The 19,761-nt window shown below is 60.5% G+C and carries 17 protein-coding genes; 6 read left to right on the plus strand and 11 right to left on the minus strand.

Features of this window, described 5'->3' with window-relative positions:
• Positions 1-81: 81 nt before the first annotated feature.
• The 9 genes from GAL_RS09630 to pyrH all read right to left on the minus strand — a co-directional run bounded on the left by GAL_RS09630 (position 82) and on the right by pyrH (position 9,235).
• On the minus strand, positions 82-732 hold the full coding sequence (locus GAL_RS09630) for an OmpH family outer membrane protein (protein WP_024097393.1): 651 nt from the start codon (positions 730-732) through the stop codon (positions 82-84).
• A 5-nt stretch (positions 733-737) separates the two neighbouring features.
• Positions 738-3,134: an outer membrane protein assembly factor BamA gene (gene bamA, locus GAL_RS09635; protein ID WP_024097394.1), complete on the minus strand. Its 2,397-nt coding sequence runs from the start codon at positions 3,132-3,134 to the stop codon at positions 738-740.
• A gap of 125 nt (positions 3,135-3,259) precedes the next feature.
• On the minus strand, positions 3,260-3,385 hold the full coding sequence (locus GAL_RS22900) for a hypothetical protein (RefSeq protein WP_024097395.1): 126 nt from the start codon (positions 3,383-3,385) through the stop codon (positions 3,260-3,262).
• 188 nt (positions 3,386-3,573) lie between these two features.
• Positions 3,574-4,923, minus strand: coding sequence for an RIP metalloprotease RseP (rseP, locus tag GAL_RS09640; protein WP_024097396.1), 1,350 nt, complete (start codon positions 4,921-4,923; stop codon positions 3,574-3,576).
• A 4-nt stretch (positions 4,924-4,927) separates the two neighbouring features.
• Positions 4,928-6,100: a 1-deoxy-D-xylulose-5-phosphate reductoisomerase gene (dxr, locus tag GAL_RS09645; RefSeq protein ID WP_024097397.1), complete on the minus strand. Its 1,173-nt coding sequence runs from the start codon at positions 6,098-6,100 to the stop codon at positions 4,928-4,930.
• Complete coding sequence (locus GAL_RS09650; protein WP_024097398.1) at positions 6,100-6,891, minus strand: phosphatidate cytidylyltransferase; 792 nt, start codon at positions 6,889-6,891, stop codon at positions 6,100-6,102. Before GAL_RS09650 ends, dxr begins: the two co-directional genes overlap by 1 nt.
• Positions 6,888-7,646, minus strand: coding sequence for an isoprenyl transferase (locus GAL_RS09655; RefSeq protein WP_024097399.1), 759 nt, complete (start codon positions 7,644-7,646; stop codon positions 6,888-6,890). Before GAL_RS09655 ends, GAL_RS09650 begins: the two co-directional genes overlap by 4 nt.
• 9 nt (positions 7,647-7,655) lie before the next feature.
• A complete protein-coding gene (frr, locus tag GAL_RS09660) occupies positions 7,656-8,219 on the minus strand; it encodes a ribosome recycling factor (RefSeq protein ID WP_014874537.1) in 564 nt (187 codons plus the stop codon).
• A gap of 266 nt (positions 8,220-8,485) precedes the next feature.
• Complete coding sequence (pyrH, locus tag GAL_RS09665; protein ID WP_024097400.1) at positions 8,486-9,235, minus strand: UMP kinase; 750 nt, start codon at positions 9,233-9,235, stop codon at positions 8,486-8,488.
• Between the two features lie 147 nt (positions 9,236-9,382).
• Here pyrH and miaA point away from each other — a divergent pair, with 147 nt between their 5' ends.
• From miaA to GAL_RS09695, 6 genes are all read left to right on the plus strand, one after another.
• Positions 9,383-10,255, plus strand: coding sequence for a tRNA (adenosine(37)-N6)-dimethylallyltransferase MiaA (miaA, locus tag GAL_RS09670; protein WP_024097401.1), 873 nt, complete (start codon positions 9,383-9,385; stop codon positions 10,253-10,255).
• Between the two features lie 287 nt (positions 10,256-10,542).
• A complete protein-coding gene (locus GAL_RS09675) occupies positions 10,543-11,367 on the plus strand; it encodes an AraC family transcriptional regulator (protein ID WP_024097402.1) in 825 nt (274 codons plus the stop codon).
• Positions 11,368-11,790: 423 nt separating this feature from the next.
• Entirely contained in the window at positions 11,791-13,455 is a 1,665-nt protein-coding gene (locus tag GAL_RS09680; protein WP_024097403.1) for an ABC transporter substrate-binding protein, read from the plus strand.
• A gap of 156 nt (positions 13,456-13,611) precedes the next feature.
• The gene (locus GAL_RS09685; RefSeq protein WP_024097404.1) at positions 13,612-14,664 is read left to right on the plus strand and encodes an ABC transporter permease; all 1,053 of its coding nucleotides are present in this window, start codon (positions 13,612-13,614) and stop codon (positions 14,662-14,664) included.
• A gap of 14 nt (positions 14,665-14,678) precedes the next feature.
• Complete coding sequence (locus tag GAL_RS09690; protein ID WP_024097405.1) at positions 14,679-16,121, plus strand: ABC transporter permease; 1,443 nt, start codon at positions 14,679-14,681, stop codon at positions 16,119-16,121.
• Positions 16,122-16,217: 96 nt separating this feature from the next.
• Positions 16,218-18,305, plus strand: coding sequence for a dipeptide ABC transporter ATP-binding protein (locus GAL_RS09695; protein WP_024097406.1), 2,088 nt, complete (start codon positions 16,218-16,220; stop codon positions 18,303-18,305).
• 46 nt (positions 18,306-18,351) lie between these two features.
• Here the strand turns inward: GAL_RS09695 and GAL_RS09700 are convergent, their stop codons facing one another.
• Together GAL_RS09700 and GAL_RS09705 are read right to left on the minus strand one after the other, a co-directional pair.
• Complete coding sequence (locus GAL_RS09700) at positions 18,352-18,726, minus strand: hypothetical protein (protein WP_024097407.1); 375 nt, start codon at positions 18,724-18,726, stop codon at positions 18,352-18,354.
• Positions 18,727-19,010: 284 nt separating this feature from the next.
• The gene (locus tag GAL_RS09705; RefSeq protein WP_024097408.1) at positions 19,011-19,595 is read right to left on the minus strand and encodes a lytic transglycosylase domain-containing protein; all 585 of its coding nucleotides are present in this window, start codon (positions 19,593-19,595) and stop codon (positions 19,011-19,013) included.
• Between the last annotated feature and the right edge of the window lie 166 nt (positions 19,596-19,761).

Raw genomic sequence — 19,761 nt, forward strand, 5'->3', positions numbered from 1 at the left:
TCCTAGCAACTGCCTGCAACTTCGGCAAGCCGCCGGGCAGATCCGGGCAGATCTGGCCTCTGCCAGACCCGCGTTCTCAGATCACTCGCTGTCGGCCTCAGACTGACTGTCGCGACCATCACCAAGGACTTCGTTGACCCGCGCAATCGCCAGGTCCGTCACATCAGCGGCATCTGCACTGAGAAACACGCTGGCGTGCTCCAGAATGGCACCGGCGCCTGCTTCCAACATGATCTGCTGTAGCACGGGCAAGGACGCGGTGAAGAAATCGCGCCGCGCATCTTCGCCCATCTGGTTGATATCACGCAGTTTCTGATCCTGATTGCGGCGGGTTTCCTGCACCTTCTTGTCAAAGGCATCTGCCAATGCGCGAAAAGCCTCAGGATCCATACTGCTGCGCCGCTCCGTCAGATCCAGCTCCTCCGCACGCAGCTCTGCCTCAATCTTGCGGTTCTCCGCCGTCAACACCGCGCCTTCGGCGTCCAGCTCCCGCGTGACCCGCTGGCCAAAGGCGCTCTCGGCATAGAGCCGCTCGGAATGGATGGTCAACAGCCCCGTCTGTGGCGCGCCCAGCTGTAGTGTCTCTCCGATGGGAAACCCCGCCGCAGGCACCGTCGCCTCCTGCGCAGAACTGGGCAGGCTCATCAGCGGCAGTACGACAAGAGCGCGCAGAAAAGGCGCCAGCCAATCAGCCAGCGCCCCCCTGTGCCGTGTGTCCACAGCTTGTGTCATTGCGATCAGAACCGCGCCTGAAGTGTCAGGTCAAAGCTCTGCTCCTGGTCGAAGTCTTCTTTCTTCAGCGCCTTGGAGAAGTTGAACCGCAGGGGGCCGAAACCTGTCGTCCAGAGCAGCGAGAAGCCAATAACGTGACGATAAGAACCACCGCGCCCGACGATATTGCCACCGGCTGCGCCGGTATCAGCATTGTTCAAACCCCAGAGGTTGCCAACGTCGTAGAACAAACCACCGCGCAGACCGATCTCTTCGGGCAGGCCCAGCGGGAATTCCGCATCAAAGCGCGCAGCTGCGTAATAGTTGCCGCCGAGGAAGTCGTTGTAATTTCCGCCGCTTCCATTTGGTGACTGATCCCGTGGACCAATGCCGCCGGGCTCAAAACCGCGCAGGATGCTGGGCGACAGAACAAACCGGTCGATGGAGCGGCTGAACCCGTCCCCCTGCCAGCTGAATGCGCCAGCCTCGATTGTCGCTCTAAGCGTTACCTCTTCGTTGAAGACGCGCCGCTGTGCGATGAACTTCGCAGTGCTGCGCAGATATTCGGAATCTCCGCCAAGCCCTGCATAGTCAGCGCCAACCTGAATCAAATACCCTGAATTCGGGTCCAGACCGTTCAACCGGCTGTCCACTGTATAGGTAAAGCCAATGGTGCTGGCGTTGATCGCGCCCTGATTGATCTCGCTTCGGACAACGGGTCCAGCCAGCGGGAAGCCGGAGGAATCGTCGCCGCGGCTGATCATCTCGTCCTGATCCCAAGTATAGCGCACCTGAAGATTGCTATTCTCAGAGGTCTGGAAGGTCAGCGCAGGTGAGAAGAACGCCCGTTTGGTATCATACAGCGCAAAGCTGGAATCCGTCTCCGAAAAGCCCAGATCCAGATCAAACCGCAAGTCTCGGCCCAGAAGATAGGGTTCGGTGAAGCCAAGGGTATATTCCTCAGCATCCTGTGCCGTCGAAATATTGAAAGACAGACGCTGACCACGGCCAAGGAAGTTGTTCTCCGAAAGGCCCAGACTGATACCGAAACCATCGTTAACCGAATACGCCCCGCCAAGGCTCAGCGCGCCTGTTGGTTTCTCCTCGACGTCCACATCGACAACCACCTCACCGGCGCTGCCGCCTTCACGAACATCCACTTCTGCGGTCTCAAAGAACCCAAGCGCCCGGATGCGTTCCGCACTCTCACGGATTTCACGCGGGTTGAACGGGTCGCCTTCCACAGTGCGGAACTGCTGGCGGATCACCCGGTCCAGCGTCGTGGTGTTGCCCTCAATGTCGATCCGCTCAACAAACACGCGCGGTCCGCGCGTCAGAACAAAATCGACATCCAGGGTCAGATCCCGATCATTGCGGCTGATGCGTGGTTCCACCCGCAGGAAATCGATCCCCTTGCGGATGGCAAGGGTTTCAAGTCGCCGGATCGCATTTTCAACAACGCTAGGGGAATAGGTCACGCCGGGGCGTACCTTCAGCACCTTGCGGAACTCATCAGCGTCGGCTTCCGACATTTCGCTGGTGACCGAAATCTCACCGAACTCAAATTGCTGGCCCTCGGTGATATCCACCACCAGGAAGGCGGCATCGCGCTCTTCGGTAACTTCGGCGTTGGTGCTGTTGATACGCACATCCACATAGCCGCGCGAGAGGTAGAAATCGCGCAGAACCTGCTTGTCGAACTCCAGACGGTCTTCAATCAGCGTATCCGCCCGAATGAAAGTTCGCAGCAGGCCCGCCTGTTTGGTTTCCAGCACCCGACGCAGGCGGCGGTCGGAATAGACCCGGTTGCCCACGAAAGACACGCGCTCCACCTCAATGGTGTCGCCTTCGGAAATTTCGAACACCAGATCGACACGGTTGTCACTGCGCCGGATGATGCGCGGTGTCACGGTCGAGGCCAGACGTCCCTGCGCGCCATAAGCTTCCGCAAGGTTGGAGGCATCGCGTTCGGCAACGGTCGGATTGAACACCCGGCGTGGCGCCGATTCGATCAGCGCCAGCATCGCGTCATCCTTGATGCGGCGATTGCCTTCAAAGCTGATCTTGTTAATGGTCGGGAACTCGGTGACCTTGATCACCAGCGTATTGCCCTGCGGCACGATCTCGACGGTTTCAAAAACACCGCTGTCGAGAATACGCTGATAGGCATCATTGAGCTGACCGGCGCTGACGGATTTGCCCCGTTCAATGCCCGTGTAAGCCACAATTGTTGAGGTCTGGATGCGTTGATTGCCCTCGACCTGAACGTTTGTGAAACTGTAACTCTGTGCCACTGCGATCTCTGGCGTCAGGACAAATCCCAAAGCAATTGCCAGCGCCGCGGCAGATACGTTTCTATACAAAATATGGGCACCCAATTTGCGCCCCCCACAGGATATACCCGTGTGCTTCCCCCGAACCATCAGTCAAAACCCGATTTTTTTACAGCTTAATCCGTGCGTATCGGGTTTATCGACGCTTGTCAAAAACAACAAAAAGGCGCGCGGGATCACCCCACGCGCCAGATCGCTTGCAACAGCTTGAAAACTCAGAGACTGCCGATCCAGGCACCAGCAGCAAGCGCGCCCAAAATCGTCGCCACAGACATGGCGCGATCCCAGTTGAGGCGCATAAATAGACCAAATCCAGTATTGGTAATCTGCAGGGTGCTCATGGCTCCACTCTCCCACTATCAATAATGATCCCACATCCGCCGCCGCAACCGCGCCGCGACCCGCGACGCCGCTGCCCACCGGCGGCTTACCAAAGGATTAACAAGGGAATGTGGCGACAGTTGGGCGCAAGCCCTCAAGTGGCAGATCAGCCCACCGACCGGGTCACACCCGGTCGGCAAAAAAGCGCCTAGCAGAAGATGTCGTTAAAGAGTGCAAACATCATCAGGCTGAGAATAGCCGCAATCCCCACGCTCATCAGGATCCGCATCACCATGTCATTGGGAGGCTTCCCGGTGACGGCCTCATAGGCGTAGAACACCAGATGCCCACCATCCAGCGCCGGGATCGGAAACAGGTTCAGCAGCCCGACGGCGGTGGAGAGCACCGCGATAAACCGGATGAAGCTCTCAGCCCCTTGGCTTGCCATCGCGCCTGAGGTTTCAGCAATGCCAATCGGACCAGAGAGGTTACAAGTGCTGATCGCGCCGGTGATCATGTGCCCCAGTCCAGAGAGCGACATTTCAACCACGCCCCAGACCTGCGCTGCACCGCCGCCGAGGGCCTCGCCGACACGAACTGTCTCCGTCGCCGGGTCAAAGGCAAGACCACCGGCAATCCCCATGCGCCAGCGCGTGGCGAATCCGCCCTCGGGCTGTGGCTCATCCACACGCCGTGGTGCCAGCGCCATCTCAAACTCTTCTCCCGCGCGCCAGACCTCCAGCAGCAGGACCTTGCCTTCCGCGCTTTCGACCGCGCGTTTCAGCTGATCGAAGGCAAATATCGGCGTACCATCAACGGCGGTGATCACATCCCCCGGCTGCAGATCGATATCCGCAGCGGCACTGCGCGGCGCCACACCGCGCACATGCGGGGGCCAGGGATACGGGCCTTCGACCTCGACCTCCTGCTCATCCCGCAGCACGGTATAGGTCAGCGGCTGCTGCTCCGGCACCGCATCGCGGAAGGCGGTAAAGGCGGCACTGTCCTCCAGTGAGGGCACATCGACCCCTTCGATCTGCAACAGCGCATCGCCTTCACGCAGCTCCGTTTGCAGCCCCGGCAGCGGCACCAGCCGCTCCACGGTCAGCGGATCGCGCATGGTGCCTTGCAGCATGAACACACCCGCAAAGATCAGCGCCGACATGATAAAGTTGAACACAGGCCCCGCCGCAACCGTTGCCGACCGCGCCCAAAGCGGCGCGCCATGCATGGTCCGGCGCAGGGCGACCGGATCCGCAGCAGCCTCTGCCATCGCATCCGCATCCTTGCCCGAAGCTGCATCGGCATCCCCAAGGAACTTCACGTAACCGCCAAATGGCAGCAGCGCCACCTGCCAGCGGGTGCCGCGTTTGTCGACGCGGGAGAACAACACCGGGCCAAACCCCAGCGAGAACACCTCAGCGTGGATCCCGGACCAGCGGCCAACGATATAGTGGCCATACTCATGCACTGCCACAATCACCGAAAGCGCCACCACAAAGCTGGCAATCACATAGAGATACCCGCCAAGCTGCGGAAGAAAGGAGACGAAATCCAAGGGCTTACCTTACATAGTCTAAAATTGCGTTGTCGGCTTCCATACGGGCGAGATGGTCGGTCCGGCTCACCGTATCAAGGGTCATTGCCTCATCTAGCCCGCGATCCGCACTGTCAAACTGCGCCAGCACCCGCGCGACCACCGCCGCCATATCCAGAAACCCGATGCGTCCGGCGATGAAATGATCCAGCGCGCGTTCCTTGGCGGCGTTGAACACCGCCCCCATCAGGCCGCCCCGGTCCATCACGTCATAGGCCAGTTGCAAGGCCGGATAGCGTGCGGGATCGGGCGCACGGAATGTCAGCTGTGCCAACCGCGCCAGGTCCAGCCGCTCAACCGGCAGCTCCCGCCGCTCCGGCCAGTGCAGCGCATAGCCGATAGCATGGCGCATATCCGGCGCGCCGAGATGCGCCATCAGCGCCCCGTCGCGAAACCCGACCAGCGCGTGCACAATGGATTCAGGATGCACCACGACCTCGATCTGCTCTGGCGCCACGCCAAAGAATTCACGGGTTTCAATAACTTCCAGCGCCTTGTTGAACATGGACGCGCTGTCGATGGTGATCCGCTGCCCCATGTCCCAATTGGGATGGGAGGAGGCCTGCGCCACCGTGGCTGTCTTCAGCTGCTCCTGCGGCCAATCCCGAAATGCCCCGCCAGAGGCGGTGATCACCACCCGCTCCACAGCGGAGATATCCTCACCCACCAGCCCCTGAAATACCGCCGAATGCTCACTATCGACCGGCAACAGCCGCGCGTTGTGGCGCCGCGCTGTCTCCAGCAGCAACGCCCCTGCGCAGACCAGCGATTCCTTGTTGGCCAGCGCCAGTGTGGCACCCTGTTTCAGCGCCTCCAGCCCCGGTGCCAGCCCCGCTGCGCCCACAATCGCAGACATCACCCAATCTGCAGGCCGCGCCGCCGCCTCAGCCAGGGCCGCCTGCCCTGCGGCAGCGGCCACACCTGACCCGGCCAAAGCGGCCTCAAGCGCAGGCAGCTGGTCATCATATGCGGTGACAGCAACATCCGCATTCAGCGCTATCGCATCCTGCGCCAGCCGGGCGATATTGGCCCCGCCACTCAACGCCACCACGTCATAATCGCCGGGCGCCCGCCGGATCAGGTCAATCGTGTTCTGACCAATGGATCCGGTGGCCCCGAAAATCGAGATCTTCCGCATTACATCGTCCCGCCGGGCAGACCCCAAAGGCTGAGCACCAGAAGCACCATCGCCGCCGCCCCCAGCATCCCGTCAAACCGGTCGAACAAGCCGCCGTGACCGGGGATCAGCGCGCTGGAATCCTTGACGCTCATCTTGCGTTTCAGCGCGCTCTCGGCCACATCACCGGCCTGGCTCGCCATGGAGACCAGAACCGACAACACCACCACGCCAACGCCCAGCCCCGCCTGCGCCGCAAAAATCGCGCCTACAAGCGCCGCAGCGATCCAGCCGGCAGAGGTACCGGACCAGGTTTTCTTGGGGCTGACACGGGGCCAGAATTTCGGCCCGCCAAAGGTTTTGCCTGCAAAGTAACCCGCGACATCCGTGGCGACCACCACCGAGATCAGCCAGACCATCCAGTCCAGCCCCAATGTGCTGCGCATCCAGATAAATGCATAGGCCGCAAACAGCACCCAGAGCGCAAAACCCAGATAGAGCCCCCGACGAATATCCAGCACCGCCGCCCCAAGGAGCGCCGGGACCAACAACAGGCTCAGCGCCCAGCTACCCGTCATCAGCGCTGCCGCCAGAACCGCACCCATGGACAACACGCCCAGCGGCAGGGCCAACCCCTGACGGTCGGGCACAACCATGCGCAACAGCTCCCAGATCATGCCGCCGCCCGCCGCCGCGATCAGCAGATCAAAGACCACACCCCCGCGCCAGACGGCCCAGCCGCCCACAAGGATCATCACCACGGCCGAGATCAGCCGTGGCATCAAATCACCCCAACGTCCTCCCCCGCTCATGTTTTCACCGCGCCAAATCGCCGGTCGCGCTGACCGTAGCTGCGGCAGAGCCGCTCCATCTCAGCCGCCGTGAAATCCGGCCAGAGCGTGTCGATGAACTCATATTCGGCATAGGCCGACTGCCAGAGCAGGAAGTTGGAGATCCGTGCCTCACCGCTGGTGCGAATGACCAGATCAGGATCCGGCAGCACATGGGTATCGAGATAACGCGGCAGGGTTTCCTCATCCACATCCGCAGGATCCAGCCGCCCGGCGGCCACATCCTCGGCCAGGCGTTTGGTGGCGCGGGCCACCTCATCTCGGCTGCCATAGTTCAGCGCGATGGTCAGATGGGTGCCATCATTGCTGGCTGTTTCCTGCTCCAGCTGATCCATCAGCGTGACCAGTTTCTTGTCCAGCCGGACCCGGTCGCCGATGAAGCGCACCCGCACATTGCGCTGCGACAGCGCCTTCATCTCCTTGGAGATATAGCGGCGAAACAGGCTCATGAGGCCTGCGACCTCCACCTGCGTGCGCTTCCAGTTCTCGGTCGAGAAGGCAAAGATGGTGAGGTATTTCACCCCCAGCGCCGGGCAGCATTCCACCACCTCGCGCACGCGTTTGGCGCCCGCATGGTGGCCGAACAGCCGCGGACGCCCCCGCGCCTGCGCCCAGCGGCCATTGCCATCCATGATGATGGCCACATGTTTGGGTCCACGCTGAGGTGCGGACCCGCACGCATCCGGCGCCAAGGCGGTGTCTGTGCTCTGTGACATAAGCAGGTGTCAGACCTGCATAATTTCGGCTTGTTTCGTTTCCAGCGCCGCATCGACGACCTTGATCATCTTGTCGGTCAGCTCCTGGACTTCACCTTCCCAGAGCTTCTGGTCGTCCTCGGACATGCCATCAGCCTTGGCTTTCTTGATCTGGTCCATACCGTCGCGACGCACGTTGCGGATCGAGACGCGGGCATGTTCGGCATATTGGCCGGCCACTTTGGTCAGATCCCGGCGGCGCTCCTCGTTCAACTCAGGGATCGGCAGCATGATGATGGTGCCGTTGAGCTGAGGGTTGATCCCCAGACCGGACTCGCGGATCGCTTTTTCGACCTTGCCAACCAGACCCTTGTCCCAGACGTTGATGGTGACCATGCGCGGCTCAGGCACGTTGACGGTGCCCACCTGATTGATCGGCGTCATGGAGCCATAGGCATCCACCATCACAGGCTCCAGCATCGACGCGGAGGCGCGACCGGTCCGCAATGACGCGAATTCGGTCTTGAGGTTGGCCATGGCGCCATCCATGCGGCGCTGTAGATCATCGGTATCGAGAATAAAATCGTCAGACATTCTGCTCTCCCCTGACTTGAGGCGGTGTTTGCATTGCTCATAAGACATTGGCGGGGCGTTGTATAGCGATCTTGCCGCAGTTTTGAAGCGCCGGCCTGCCCCTCTGCATGGCCCGCCGTACTCAGGGATCCGCCATCAAACAGGCCCCCGACGCCAGATCTCAGCCCCCCGGCACAAAAAAGCCGCACGCTGGAGTGGATCCAAACGCACGGCCCATTTATGTCCCAGCCGCAGGCTGTAGAACGCCCTCAAAAAGGGATCAGCGATCAGCCATGCACCTTGGTATAGGTGCCCTGACCCGCCAGAATGCCCTTGAACCCGCCGGGTTCATCCAAGGGGAATACCATCAGCGGCAGGTTATTGTCCCGCGCCAGCGCAATGGCCGAGGCATCCATCACCTTCAGACGCTTGGCAAGCACCTCATCATAGGTGATATCATCATAGCGCACCGCATCATCATGCTGCGCCGGATCCTTGTCGTAGACGCCATCGACGCCGTTCTTGCCCATGAAGATCGCCTCACAGGCCATCTCATTGGCGCGCAGAGTCGCGGCGGTGTCGGTGGTGAAATAGGGGTTGCCGGTCCCGGCGGCAAAGATGCAGACCCGTTTTTTCTCAAGGTGACGCACTGCGCGGCGGCGAATGTAAGGCTCAGCCACCTCATCCATGCGAATGGCGGAAATCACGCGGGTAAACACACCCAGACCTTCCAGCGCCGATTGCATCGCCAGCGCGTTCATCACCGTGGCCAGCATCCCCATGTAATCCGCCGTGGTCCGCTCCATCCCCTGGGCAGAGCCGGACAGACCGCGGAAGATATTGCCGCCGCCGATCACCATGCAGATTTCCACCCCCATATCGCGCACGGATTTCACTTCCTGGGCTATGCGCTGGACGGTGGGCGGATGCAGACCAAACCCCTGGTCCCCCATCAGCGCTTCGCCTGAAATTTTCAGCATGACACGTTTATAGGTTGCCGCCGGCGTGGCCTCCGGCTGATCGTTGGTAAGGGGCATGTTGCGCTCCGGAATATGACGGGGTTACTTTGCGCGCAAAATGAAGCAAATCGGCGGCAGGATCAATGCGGCCTGACATGTTTTTCGGCGCCGCTTTGCTGCTCTGCCCTGCGCGCCGGGGAACATCCGAAGAACAGGACACCCAGCATGACCGATCTGACCGCGCTGCCAGAGATCCCGCCCCATCAGCCGGTGCTGATTGCAGGGCCGACCGCCTCCGGCAAATCCGCACTGGCCCTGCGGATCGCCGAGACACAGGGCGGGGTGATCGTCAATGCCGATGCCAGTCAGGTCTATGACTGCTGGCGGGTGATCACCGCCCGTCCCTCCGCCGAGGAGGAGGCGATGGCGCCGCATCTGCTCTATGGTCACCAGCCCTACGATGCCGACTACTCCGTCGGCCACTGGCTGCGCGAGGTGCTGCCGCTGCTCAGCGACGGCCCGCGCCCGATTATTGTCGGTGGCACCGGGCTGTACTTCGCCGCACTGACACAGGGGCTGGCGGAAATACCCGCCACCCCGGCAGAGGTCCGCCAGCAGGCCGACACGCTGTCGCTTGAGGAAATGCGTGCGGCGCTGGACGCGACCACCGCCGCCCGGATCGACCTGCAAAACCGCGCCCGTGTGCAGCGCGCGTATGAGGTGCTGACCGCAACCGGGCGCGGGTTGGCCGACTGGCAGGCAGACACGCCGCCGCCGCCGCTGCCGCTGGACCACTGCACCGGGATTGTCTTTGACACCGACAAAGACTGGCTCGAGGCCCGCATCCGCCGCCGCTTCGATGCAATGATGGATATGGGGGCCATGGCGGAGATCGCTGCCATGTGGGATCGCTATGATCCCGCCCTGCCCTCCTGCCGCGCCATCGGGGTGCCGGAACTGATGGCCCATCACCTTGGCGACCTGACCGAAGCAGAGGCCAGAGAGCGTGCCGCAGTTGCCACCCGGCAATTTGCCAAACGTCAGCGCACCTGGTTCCGCGCCCGCATGAAGGGCTGGCACTGCCATCGCCCCGGCTAGCGGCCACTCCATGCGCGATACGGTGCCATATCTGATGCCGGTCTGGACTGAGGATCCGGTCGATTGGTGCCAACGGACAAATTGACAGCACCACGCAGATCAACTCTCCGGGCTGAACATATCGCCCGCTGACCGTGCGGTATGCGCGCATTGTTGCTCAAAACCCATGCATAATCTGCAATTCGATTAAATCTCTACGCATTTTTCGGCAAAAACTTGCCAGAATCAGTTTTTCATGGCCATTTGCGCGCACGGAAAATACGAGCAGCACATACCATATCCATCTTATGCCATTTGACCCCACCCATATCGGCGAGATCACTGTCGCACCGCTGTCGCAGCTGACCCCCGATGGACCTTGGCAGGTCGAATTGGCGCATGACCTAGACGAAAACCTACTGATCTGGATCACTCGCGGTCAGGGGCGGGTCTTTCTGAACGGTCAGCAGCGGGGATTTGGTCCCAACAGCGCGATCTTCGTACCAGCAGGCACGTTGTGGTCACTGGAACTGGGCCGTCAGTGTATCGGGCAAGTGATGACAGTTCCGGCTTCGACACCTATGGATTTCCCGGACAGTGCCGACACGCTGCGCATTCCGGACGCGCAGGATCAGGCAGTAATCAACGGCATGTTTCAGGCCATGCAGGCTGAACAGCAGGATCGCCCGGCGCTGTGGTACCGCGCGATGCAGGCGCATGGCGCGCTGATCGCAATCCACGTGCGTCGTCTGATGGCGGCACGCAGCAGCACCATCAGCAAACCCACTGCAGCCCAGAGACTGGCACAGGGCTACTGCGGCCGGATTGTCGAATGCTACGCCCAGCACGCCAGCATGGCGGATCACGCGGCAGCATTGAATGTCACGCCCACCCATCTGACCCGTGTCTGCAAATCCGAAACCGGCAAGACCGCAGGCGCCCTGCTGACTGAGCGTCAATTACATGCCGCGCGCAGCCTGCTGATTACCTCAGAGTTGCCGATGCGCGATATCGCTGCAACTCTTGGCTTTGGCAGCGCGGCCTATTTCACGCGGTTTATCACCCAGCACACTGGTGAAACACCGAGCCGACTGCGCAAACAGGCCCGTGACAAGGTGAAACGCAGCGCCTGATCCGGCTTTTCTTCCGCTGATGATCCAATCCGCACCTGCCCCATCTCATCATCAGGCGCGACAGAAGATCATCTCGGGCCTGCGCTATGCAAAGGGTCGCGGCCAACGGCAAGGCAGACGGCAAGGCAGACGGCGAGTCACCCTGACAACCGAGTCGTGGTGCATGCGCATTACTGGGCACTCATGCCCAGTACTAATCCCTTCGAACCAGTCATTCCGCCCTGAAAATACAAAAACGACATCAAAAATGTCGCAAAATACACACGAAAGGTCGATATCCTACATTGACCTACCCCTCGTTCTGGGGCCGAATGGCCAAACGGGGAAACAATCGTTGAACACAGCACCACAAACGGCATCCGTCGGAAAGACTGACCCGCCATCCCAGAAGAAAAGATCTTGCGGTGCAACAGGGAGAGCCACATGACAAAAGACACCATCACCGGGACCGATCTGCACCCGGCGGCAAAGATGTATGCGACAGAAACCCTTGCTGGGAAGATGGACCGACGCGAATTCATGACCCGCGCCACCGCGCTCGGCGTCAGCGCCTCCGCCGCTTACGGGCTGATCGGTCTCGAAAGCCCGGTCCAGGCCGCAGGTCACATGAAAGAAGGCGGCACCATTCGCTGCCAGATGGAAGTCCGCCCACTGAAAGATCCGCGCACCTATGACTGGTCGCAGATGGGCAACCTGACCCGTGGCACCATGGAGTATTTGGTCGAATACAACAACGATGGCTCCATGCGGGGCATGCTGCTTGACAGCTGGGAAATCAACGATGATGCCACCGTCTACACCCTCAATGTCCGCAAGGGCGTGAAGTGGAACAACGGCGATGACTTCACCGCCGAAGATGTCGCGCGCAATATCGCAGGCTGGTGCGAGAAAGACATGGAAGGCAACTCCATGGCCGGTCGTTTCGGCACACTTGTGGACGGGAACACCAACAAGGCCATTGAGGGCGCAATCGAAGTCGTCGACAGCCACACCGTGCGCCTGAACCTGCCAACCTCCGATATTTCACTGATCCCTGGCATGGCAGACTACCCGGCGGCGATTGTTCACTCCAGCTTCCAAACCGATGACTTCACTGCCAATGTGGGCACCGGTCCCTATGTTCTGAGCGAACTTGAGGTTGGCGTTAAGGCCGCGCTGGATCGCAATCCCGATCACACTTGGTGGGGCGAAGAGGTCTTTGGCCGCCCTGCCCTAGATCGTATCGAATACACCGACTTTGGCACAGATTCTTCCTCCTGGCTGGCCGCGCTGGAATCGGATGAAGTCGACATGCTGTATGAATCGGTTGGTGAATTCATCGACGTGATGGACGGCCTAGGGTATGTGAAGTCCGAAGTGGTCACCATGTCCACCATCGTGGTTCGCCCCAACCAACTGGCGGAAGTGGACGGCAAAAAGCCCTATGCCGACAAGCGCGTGCGCCAGGCCATCGCTATGGCGGTTGACAATAACGTCTGTCTGGAGCTCGGCTATGGCGGTCGCGGCCAGCCTGCGGAAAACCATCACGTTGGTCCGATCCATCCCGAATACGCCGAACTGCCCGCACGTAAGGTCGATGCTGCCGCGGCAAAGGCATTGATGGAAGAAGCCGGCATGATGGATTTCGAGCATGAAATCATCTCCATCGATGATGACTGGCGCAAGAACACCACCGACGCCGTGGCCGCACAGCTGCGCGACGCCGGTTTCAAGGTGAAACGCACCGTTCTGCCCGGCTCCACCTTCTGGAACGATTGGGTGAAATACCCGTTCAGCTCCACCAACTGGAACCACCGCCCTCTGGGCGTGCAGATCCACGCGCTGGCCTATCGCACCGGTGAGGCCTGGAACGAATTCGGCTGGTCCAACGAGGAATTCGACGGGCTGCTGGCCGAAGCACTGTCCATTGCCGATGCCGACAAACGGCGCGAGGTCATGAGCAAGATGGAAGCCATCATCCAGGATGAAGGTGTCACCATCCAGCCCTACTGGCGCTCGCTCTATCGCCACATGCGCGAAGGTGTCAGCGGTGCGGACATGCACATCTCCTTTGAGCATCACCACTACAAATGGGGTTGGTCCGCCTGATCTGTCCGGGTCAAATCAGCCACCGGCCTGCCCCCTTCGGGGCAGGCTGTCAGCCCAAACGCACAGCTGGCCGATAGGGCCAAATCGGCCAAGCAGGCGCAGTATATCTGACTCTCCGCGGCCTTCGCTCTGCGTGACAGACCAACAGGACATTTCATGGGACTCTTCATTCTGCGCCGCACGGGCGTGATGATCCTGACGGCGCTCTGCCTCACCTTCATCGTGTTCACTCTGACCAATCTCTATCCGAACCTCGAAAAACTGGCGAAGACGGAAGGCAACTTCCGTATGTCGGACGAAGCCGTCGCCAGCTGGCTCGACAAGAACGGCTACCTGCAACCGATGCCAGTGAAATACGGCCAGTGGCTGGGCGTGCTGCCGGGCTGGACCACCGTCACCGATGAGGGGATCACCGGGCGCTGCATCACCGGTGCTGCATCCGCTGAGGAGGCCGCCGCCGCTCCGCGTTTCTGTGGCGTGCTGCAAGGGGATTGGGGCTATTCCACCCGGTTCAAGGATGAGGTCTGGAGCATCATCGAAACCCGGCTGGGCAATACCGGCTTCCTGATGATGTGGGTGCTGATCCTGATGGTGCCCTCGGCGCTGCTGATCGGTGTTCTGGCAGGTATGCGCGAAGGCTCTGTCACCGACCGATCCCTTTCCACCGCCTCCATCCTGACCACCGCAACCCCAGAATATGTATCTGGTGTGATCTTCATCGCGGTGTTCACCTCCTCAGCGGTTGGCTTGAAATGGTTCAAGGGCACGGCGACCTCTGCGATGAACGATGCCAATTTTGAGAATTTCTTCCTGCCGGTGCTGACCATCGCCCTTTATGGGATCGGCTATATCGCCCGGATGACCCGCGCCTCCATGACCGAGGTGATGACTGCGCAATATATCCGCACTGCCCGGCTGAAGGGCGTGAGCTTTCCGAAAATTGTCATGCGCCACGCCCTGCGCAACGCATTGATTGCCCCCTTCACCGTGATCATGCTGCAGTTCCCATGGCTGCTGAATGGCGTGGTGATCGTGGAGACGCTGTTCAACTACAAAGGCTTCGGCTGGGCCCTGGTCGAGGCGGCAGGCAACAATGACATCGAACTTCTCCTCGGCATTTCCGTGGTCTCCGTGGTCGTGGTGCTGCTCACTCAGCTGATCTCCGATATCGGCTATGTCTATCTCAACCCCCGTATCCGGATTTCCTGAAGGAGGAACGCACTATGGACCCTCTCAGCTGGACCGGGAGCCTCTCTTTTCTCACCCCTGTGTTGATGCTTGCCCTGGTGGCGCTTGCCGCCTCTGTGGTCGCCTGGCTTGTGCTCAGTATTGTGACCACAAGTCCCACCATGGCAGTGAATGCTCACCGCAGCGCCAGTCTCGCCGCCACGCCCGATGTGCTGGCCGGTGTCGCCGTACGTTACAGTTTTTTCGCGGTGATCGGACTGGTTCTCATCTACATTGTATTTGGCATCGTGTTCGGCGCGTCTGGGGGCATCGTCGGAGCCATGGCGCAGTTGCTATTGCCTGTCTGGATCGCATTGGTCGCGCTTTTTGCCGTCTCTATCACTTACAAGCGGCGGCTTGGTCTCTACGGGAAACTGTTTGACAGCCCCATCGGCATGATCGGCTTTGCGCTGGTGATGTTCTGGGTCTTTACCGGAGTGCTTGGCGCGATGGATCTGATTGCACCACATGACCCGTTGGCGCAGGTTTCCGGCCTCAAGAACAAGCTGCCCGGCACCCCGCTACCCGGCGCCGAGGCCGATGCAGGTATCGCGGCCTGGTATCTTCTGGGTGGCGACAACCTGGCACGTGATGTGTTCAGCCGCCTGATTGATGGCGCCTGGGTGGTGGTGCAGATCGCGCCGCTGGCGACGCTCTTTGCCTTCATGGTGGGGATCACCCTGGGGCTGCCTGCGGGCTACTATGGCGGCCTATGGGACACGGTTCTGTCTTTCCTTGCCAACCTGATCCTGGCCTTCCCGGTGATCCTGCTGTTCTACCTACTGGTCACACCGGAGATCATTGAAACCGGGCTGCCGCAATATATTGCTGTGGTGCTCTTTGCCTTCCCGCTGATCTTCATCGCGGTGCTGATCCATTCGCGCTTTCGCACCCGACCACAGCACAATGTCATCTGGCTAGCCATTGTGCTGGTCCCCGGTCTCCTCGCCTATCTGTCGCTGATCAATGAGGCCGGGTCAAAGATCACCTTCTGGCCACTGGACCTCTTTGACGTGCCGGGCGGTATTCTGGTGGTCTTTGTCTCTGTGGTCTTTGTGAATTCACCGACAGTGTTCCGCATCGTGCGCGGCCTGACCATGGATATCAAAACCCGCGACTATGTCGCCGCCGCCCAGACCCGGGGCGAACGCCCCTGGTACATCATGCTGTGGGAGATCCTGCCCAATGCCCGTGGCCCGCTGATCGTCGATTTCTGCCTGCGCATCGGCTACACCACGATCCTCCTTGGGACCTTGGGGTTCTTCGGGCTGGGGCTGCCGCCGGAAAGCCCGGACTGGGGCAGCACGATCAATGACGGGCGCAAGCTGTTGTCGATCTATCTGCATCCGCCGCTGCCACCGGCGCTGGCGCTGCTGAGCCTCGTTCTGGGCCTCAACCTGCTGGCGGATGGCCTGCGCGAAGAAAGCCTGCGCGACTGATATGACCCTCTCCGGGGGCGCTGCCCCCGGACCCCCGAGATATTTGGAGCCAGAAGATGCCTCTTTGGCATCAACCAGCCCTCCAGGGAGACCAAGATGACCAAACTCGCAGAGTATGACGGCCCGATTCTGGAAATCGACAAACTGTCGATCTCCTTCTTTACCCGGCTGCGGGAAATTCCTGCGGTGATGGATTTCTCCGTCTCGGTGATGCCCGGTGAGGCCGTAGGGCTGGTCGGTGAAAGCGGCTGCGGCAAATCCACCGTGGCGCTGGGTGTGATGCAGGATCTGGGCAAGAACGGCCGCATTGTTGGTGGCTCAATCAAGTTCAAGGGCCGCGATTTGGCGGAGATGTCCGCGGATGAGCTACGCGATGTGCGCGGCAATGAAATCGCGATGATCTATCAGGAGCCGATGGCCTCGCTCAACCCGGCGATGAAGATCGGCAAACAGCTGATGGAAGTGCCGATGATCCATGAGGGTGTCAGCAAGGAAGAGGCCTACCGACGCGCCCTTGAGGTGGTCACCGATGTGCGCCTGCCTGATCCCGAACGGATGCTCAATTCCTTCCCGCATCAGCTGTCCGGCGGCCAACAGCAGCGCATCGTGATCGCCATGGCGCTGATGTCGAAACCCGCTCTGCTGATCCTGGATGAGCCGACCACCGCGCTGGATGTGACAGTCGAGGCCGCCGTGGTCGAGCTGGTCAAGGATCTGGGCAAGAAATACGGCACGTCGATGCTGTTCATCTCCCATAACCTTGGTCTGGTGCTGGAGACCTGCGACCGGCTTTGCGTGATGTATTCTGGTGAAGCGGTGGAACGTGGCTCCATCCATGATGTGTTTGACGAGATGCAGCACCCCTACACACAGGCGCTGTTCCGATCCATCCCCCTGCCTGGCGCGGATAAGAACGCGCGCCCACTGGTTGCAATCCCGGGCAATTTTCCGCTCCCGCATGAGCGCCCACCCGGCTGCAACTTCGGCCCGCGCTGCGATTATTTCGAGGCCGGGCGTTGCGACGCGCAGGACATCCCGATGGTGCCCGTGCATGGCAATGACCGCCATCACACCCGCTGTCTGCGCCATGATGAAGTCGACTGGAACGCGCCAATCACAGCCGGTGAGCAGAAGGAAAAACCCGAGGTTGGCGAGGTTGTTCTTAAAATCGACGATCTGCGCAAATATTATGAGGTCTCGGCCAATGCGCTGTTTGACAGCGGCGCGCGCAAAGTGGTGAAGGCCAATGAAACCCTGAGTTTTGAGGCCCGCGAGAGCGAGACACTCGCCATTGTCGGCGAGTCGGGCTGCGGCAAATCCACCTTCGCCAAGGTGTTGATGGGGCTGGAAACCGCAACCGCCGGTGCCATCCAGCTGGATGGCAAGAACATCGAGGCCACCCCGATTGAGCAGCGCGACACCCGCACCGTCTCTGATGTGCAGATGGTGTTCCAGAACCCGTTTGACACGCTAAATCCGTCGATGACCGTGGGTCGGCAGATCATGCGCGCGCTGGAGATCTTCGGCATCGGTGACAGCACCGCCGCGCGCAAGGAGCGCATGCTGGAGCTGCTGGATCTGGTGAAACTGCCCCGCGCTTTTGCCGACCGGATGCCACGGCAGCTGTCCGGCGGGCAGAAGCAGCGCGTGGGCATTGCCCGCGCCTTTGCCGGTGGCGCGCGCATCGTGGTCGCCGACGAACCCGTCTCGGCGCTGGATGTGTCGGTTCAGGCAGCGGTCACCGATCTGTTGATGGAAATCCAGCGCAAGGAGAAGACAACGCTCCTGTTCATCTCCCATGACCTCAGCATCGTGCGCTACCTGTCAGATCGGGTAATGGTGATGTATCTGGGCCATGTGGTCGAGCTGGGCACCACCGATCAGGTCTTCGCCCCGCCCTATCACCCCTATACCGAGGCGCTGCTGAGCGCGGTGCCGATCGCCGATACCAAGGTGGAGAAACGCCATATCGTTCTGGAGGGCGATATCCCTTCGGCAATGAACCCGCCCTCAGGTTGCCCGTTCCAGACCCGCTGTCGCTGGAAATCCAAAGTGGCAGGTGGACTGTGTGAGCGGGAGGTGCCCCCGGTGCGCACCCTGGAGGGCGGCCATCAGGTGAAATGCCACCTCAGCGATGCCGATCTCGGCCAAATGGAGCCGGTCATTAAAATTGCCGCCGAGTGATCGGCGGCGCGGTTTGACCTGTCATCAATTGTGGGCTGCTCGCGGGTTATCCCAAGAGCAGCATCACGATGATCAGCAGGTTCATTGACGCAAACTGCATCAGGCGCGGCATGTCGTGACGGCGCAGCACGGCATAGGCGGCCAGCGCCAGTGACAGGCCCGCGCCAGCCATGGAGGCGCCGCCAATCAGCAGACCTGTCAGGCCGGTGTTCGGCCCCCAGGGCGCGCCGGGGGTATAAATCCCCTTCAGGCCAACCCCGATCAGGATTCCCAGGATGGCACCGGCCAAGGTGAACTCCACCCCTCGCACCGCCAGTGGCGGACGGTCGGCCATCACACTGTCAACGATCTGTGGCGACGGCCCGGACTGGGGTTGCCACTGCATCTGGGTAAGACGTTCGTCAAAGCGTTTGAAAGACACCGGGATATTCCTCTTCTGAAGCTTCCCACTAGGTGCCAAGAGATTAAGGCAACTTTCTGGCAGACAGGCGGAGTTAACGCGGCATTAAGGAAGATTATCAGCAGATTAACGCCGATCCCCGGCGCAATCGGCAATCTGTCGCCAAAACGACGGTAAAAGATCAGGGATGATCAGAAGAAATACCCGCCACATCAGGACAGATTGCACCGCAGACCGCGTCGCAAGGGATCATATCCTACCCACGAACCATGGTCATGTTTTCGCGACGGTCTCAAGCGCAGATATCAGCTGCCCCAGATCTTCTTCACGTAATTCTGGGTTTCGCGGTAGGGCGGCACGCCGCCGTGTTTACGCACCGCCTCAGGGCCTGCGTTATAGGCCGCCAGCGCCAGACGCCAGGAACCGAACTTGCGATATTGCCGCGCCAGATAGCGCGCGCCACCTTCCAGGTTCTGCTTGGGATCGGAGGCATCCACCCCCAGCGCCTTGGCGGTGGCAGGCATCAGCTGCGCCAGACCCAAAGCCCCCTTGTGAGATTTGGCCGTCGGGTTCCAGCCGCTTTCCTGCTGCACCAATCGCAGGAACAGATCTTCGGGCACGCCATGTTTCTGAGCTGCCGCCCGCGCGACATTCAGATATTTGCCCCGGTATTTGCCACTATAGGGAAGGCTACCGTATTTCGACGGTGTGTGAATGGTCGGCGGCTGCAGGCGGATTGAGTTTTTATACTGCCCAGACGCCCGTTCATCGAGCACCCGCGCCTGCGAGGCAAACAGCTTGCGCTGGCTCTTTGTGCTGAACATATCTGCCGTTGCAACCTGACCCGACAGAACCCCGGTCACCGCAACCCCCACCAACAGTTTACGCATTAAAAACGCCTTGCCCCGTCCCCGGTTTCCCTGTCCTTGATTGCGCGAAACTATAGCCGGATTGGCTAAAAAGAAAAGCACCTTCGCATATTCTCGTCCGCCACCGCCCTGCCCCACGGCGCGCCTGCGCAAAATCTGTGGATGATCCCAGATATCCGGGCCAGCC

The sequence above is a fragment of the Phaeobacter gallaeciensis DSM 26640 genome, assembly GCF_000511385.1.
GTDB classification, from domain to species: domain Bacteria; phylum Pseudomonadota; class Alphaproteobacteria; order Rhodobacterales; family Rhodobacteraceae; genus Phaeobacter; species Phaeobacter gallaeciensis.

Bases quoted from the DNA above. Each gene is read 5' to 3' on its own strand.
- frr (WP_014874537.1), bottom strand. From the start codon at position 8,219: ATGTCTGACGATTTTATTCTCGATACCGATGATCTACAGCGCCGCATG.
- pyrH (WP_024097400.1), bottom strand. From the start codon at position 9,235: ATGCCCCTTACCAACGATCAGCCGGAGGCCACGCCGGCGGCAACCTAT.
- dxr (WP_024097397.1), bottom strand. From the start codon at position 6,100: ATGCGGAAGATCTCGATTTTCGGGGCCACCGGATCCATTGGTCAGAAC.
- bamA (WP_024097394.1), bottom strand. From the start codon at position 3,134: ATGGTTCGGGGGAAGCACACGGGTATATCCTGTGGGGGGCGCAAATTG.
- GAL_RS09650 (WP_024097398.1), bottom strand. From the start codon at position 6,891: ATGAGCGGGGGAGGACGTTGGGGTGATTTGATGCCACGGCTGATCTCG.
- GAL_RS09705 (WP_024097408.1), bottom strand. From the start codon at position 19,595: ATGCGTAAACTGTTGGTGGGGGTTGCGGTGACCGGGGTTCTGTCGGGT.
- GAL_RS09685 (WP_024097404.1), top strand. From the start codon at position 13,612: ATGGGACTCTTCATTCTGCGCCGCACGGGCGTGATGATCCTGACGGCG.
- GAL_RS09690 (WP_024097405.1), top strand. From the start codon at position 14,679: ATGGACCCTCTCAGCTGGACCGGGAGCCTCTCTTTTCTCACCCCTGTG.
- GAL_RS09630 (WP_024097393.1), bottom strand. From the start codon at position 732: ATGACACAAGCTGTGGACACACGGCACAGGGGGGCGCTGGCTGATTGG.
- miaA (WP_024097401.1), top strand. From the start codon at position 9,383: ATGACCGATCTGACCGCGCTGCCAGAGATCCCGCCCCATCAGCCGGTG.
- GAL_RS09655 (WP_024097399.1), bottom strand. From the start codon at position 7,646: ATGTCACAGAGCACAGACACCGCCTTGGCGCCGGATGCGTGCGGGTCC.
- GAL_RS22900 (WP_024097395.1), bottom strand. From the start codon at position 3,385: ATGAGCACCCTGCAGATTACCAATACTGGATTTGGTCTATTTATGCGC.
- GAL_RS09695 (WP_024097406.1), top strand. From the start codon at position 16,218: ATGACCAAACTCGCAGAGTATGACGGCCCGATTCTGGAAATCGACAAA.
- GAL_RS09675 (WP_024097402.1), top strand. From the start codon at position 10,543: ATGCCATTTGACCCCACCCATATCGGCGAGATCACTGTCGCACCGCTG.
- GAL_RS09680 (WP_024097403.1), top strand. From the start codon at position 11,791: ATGACAAAAGACACCATCACCGGGACCGATCTGCACCCGGCGGCAAAG.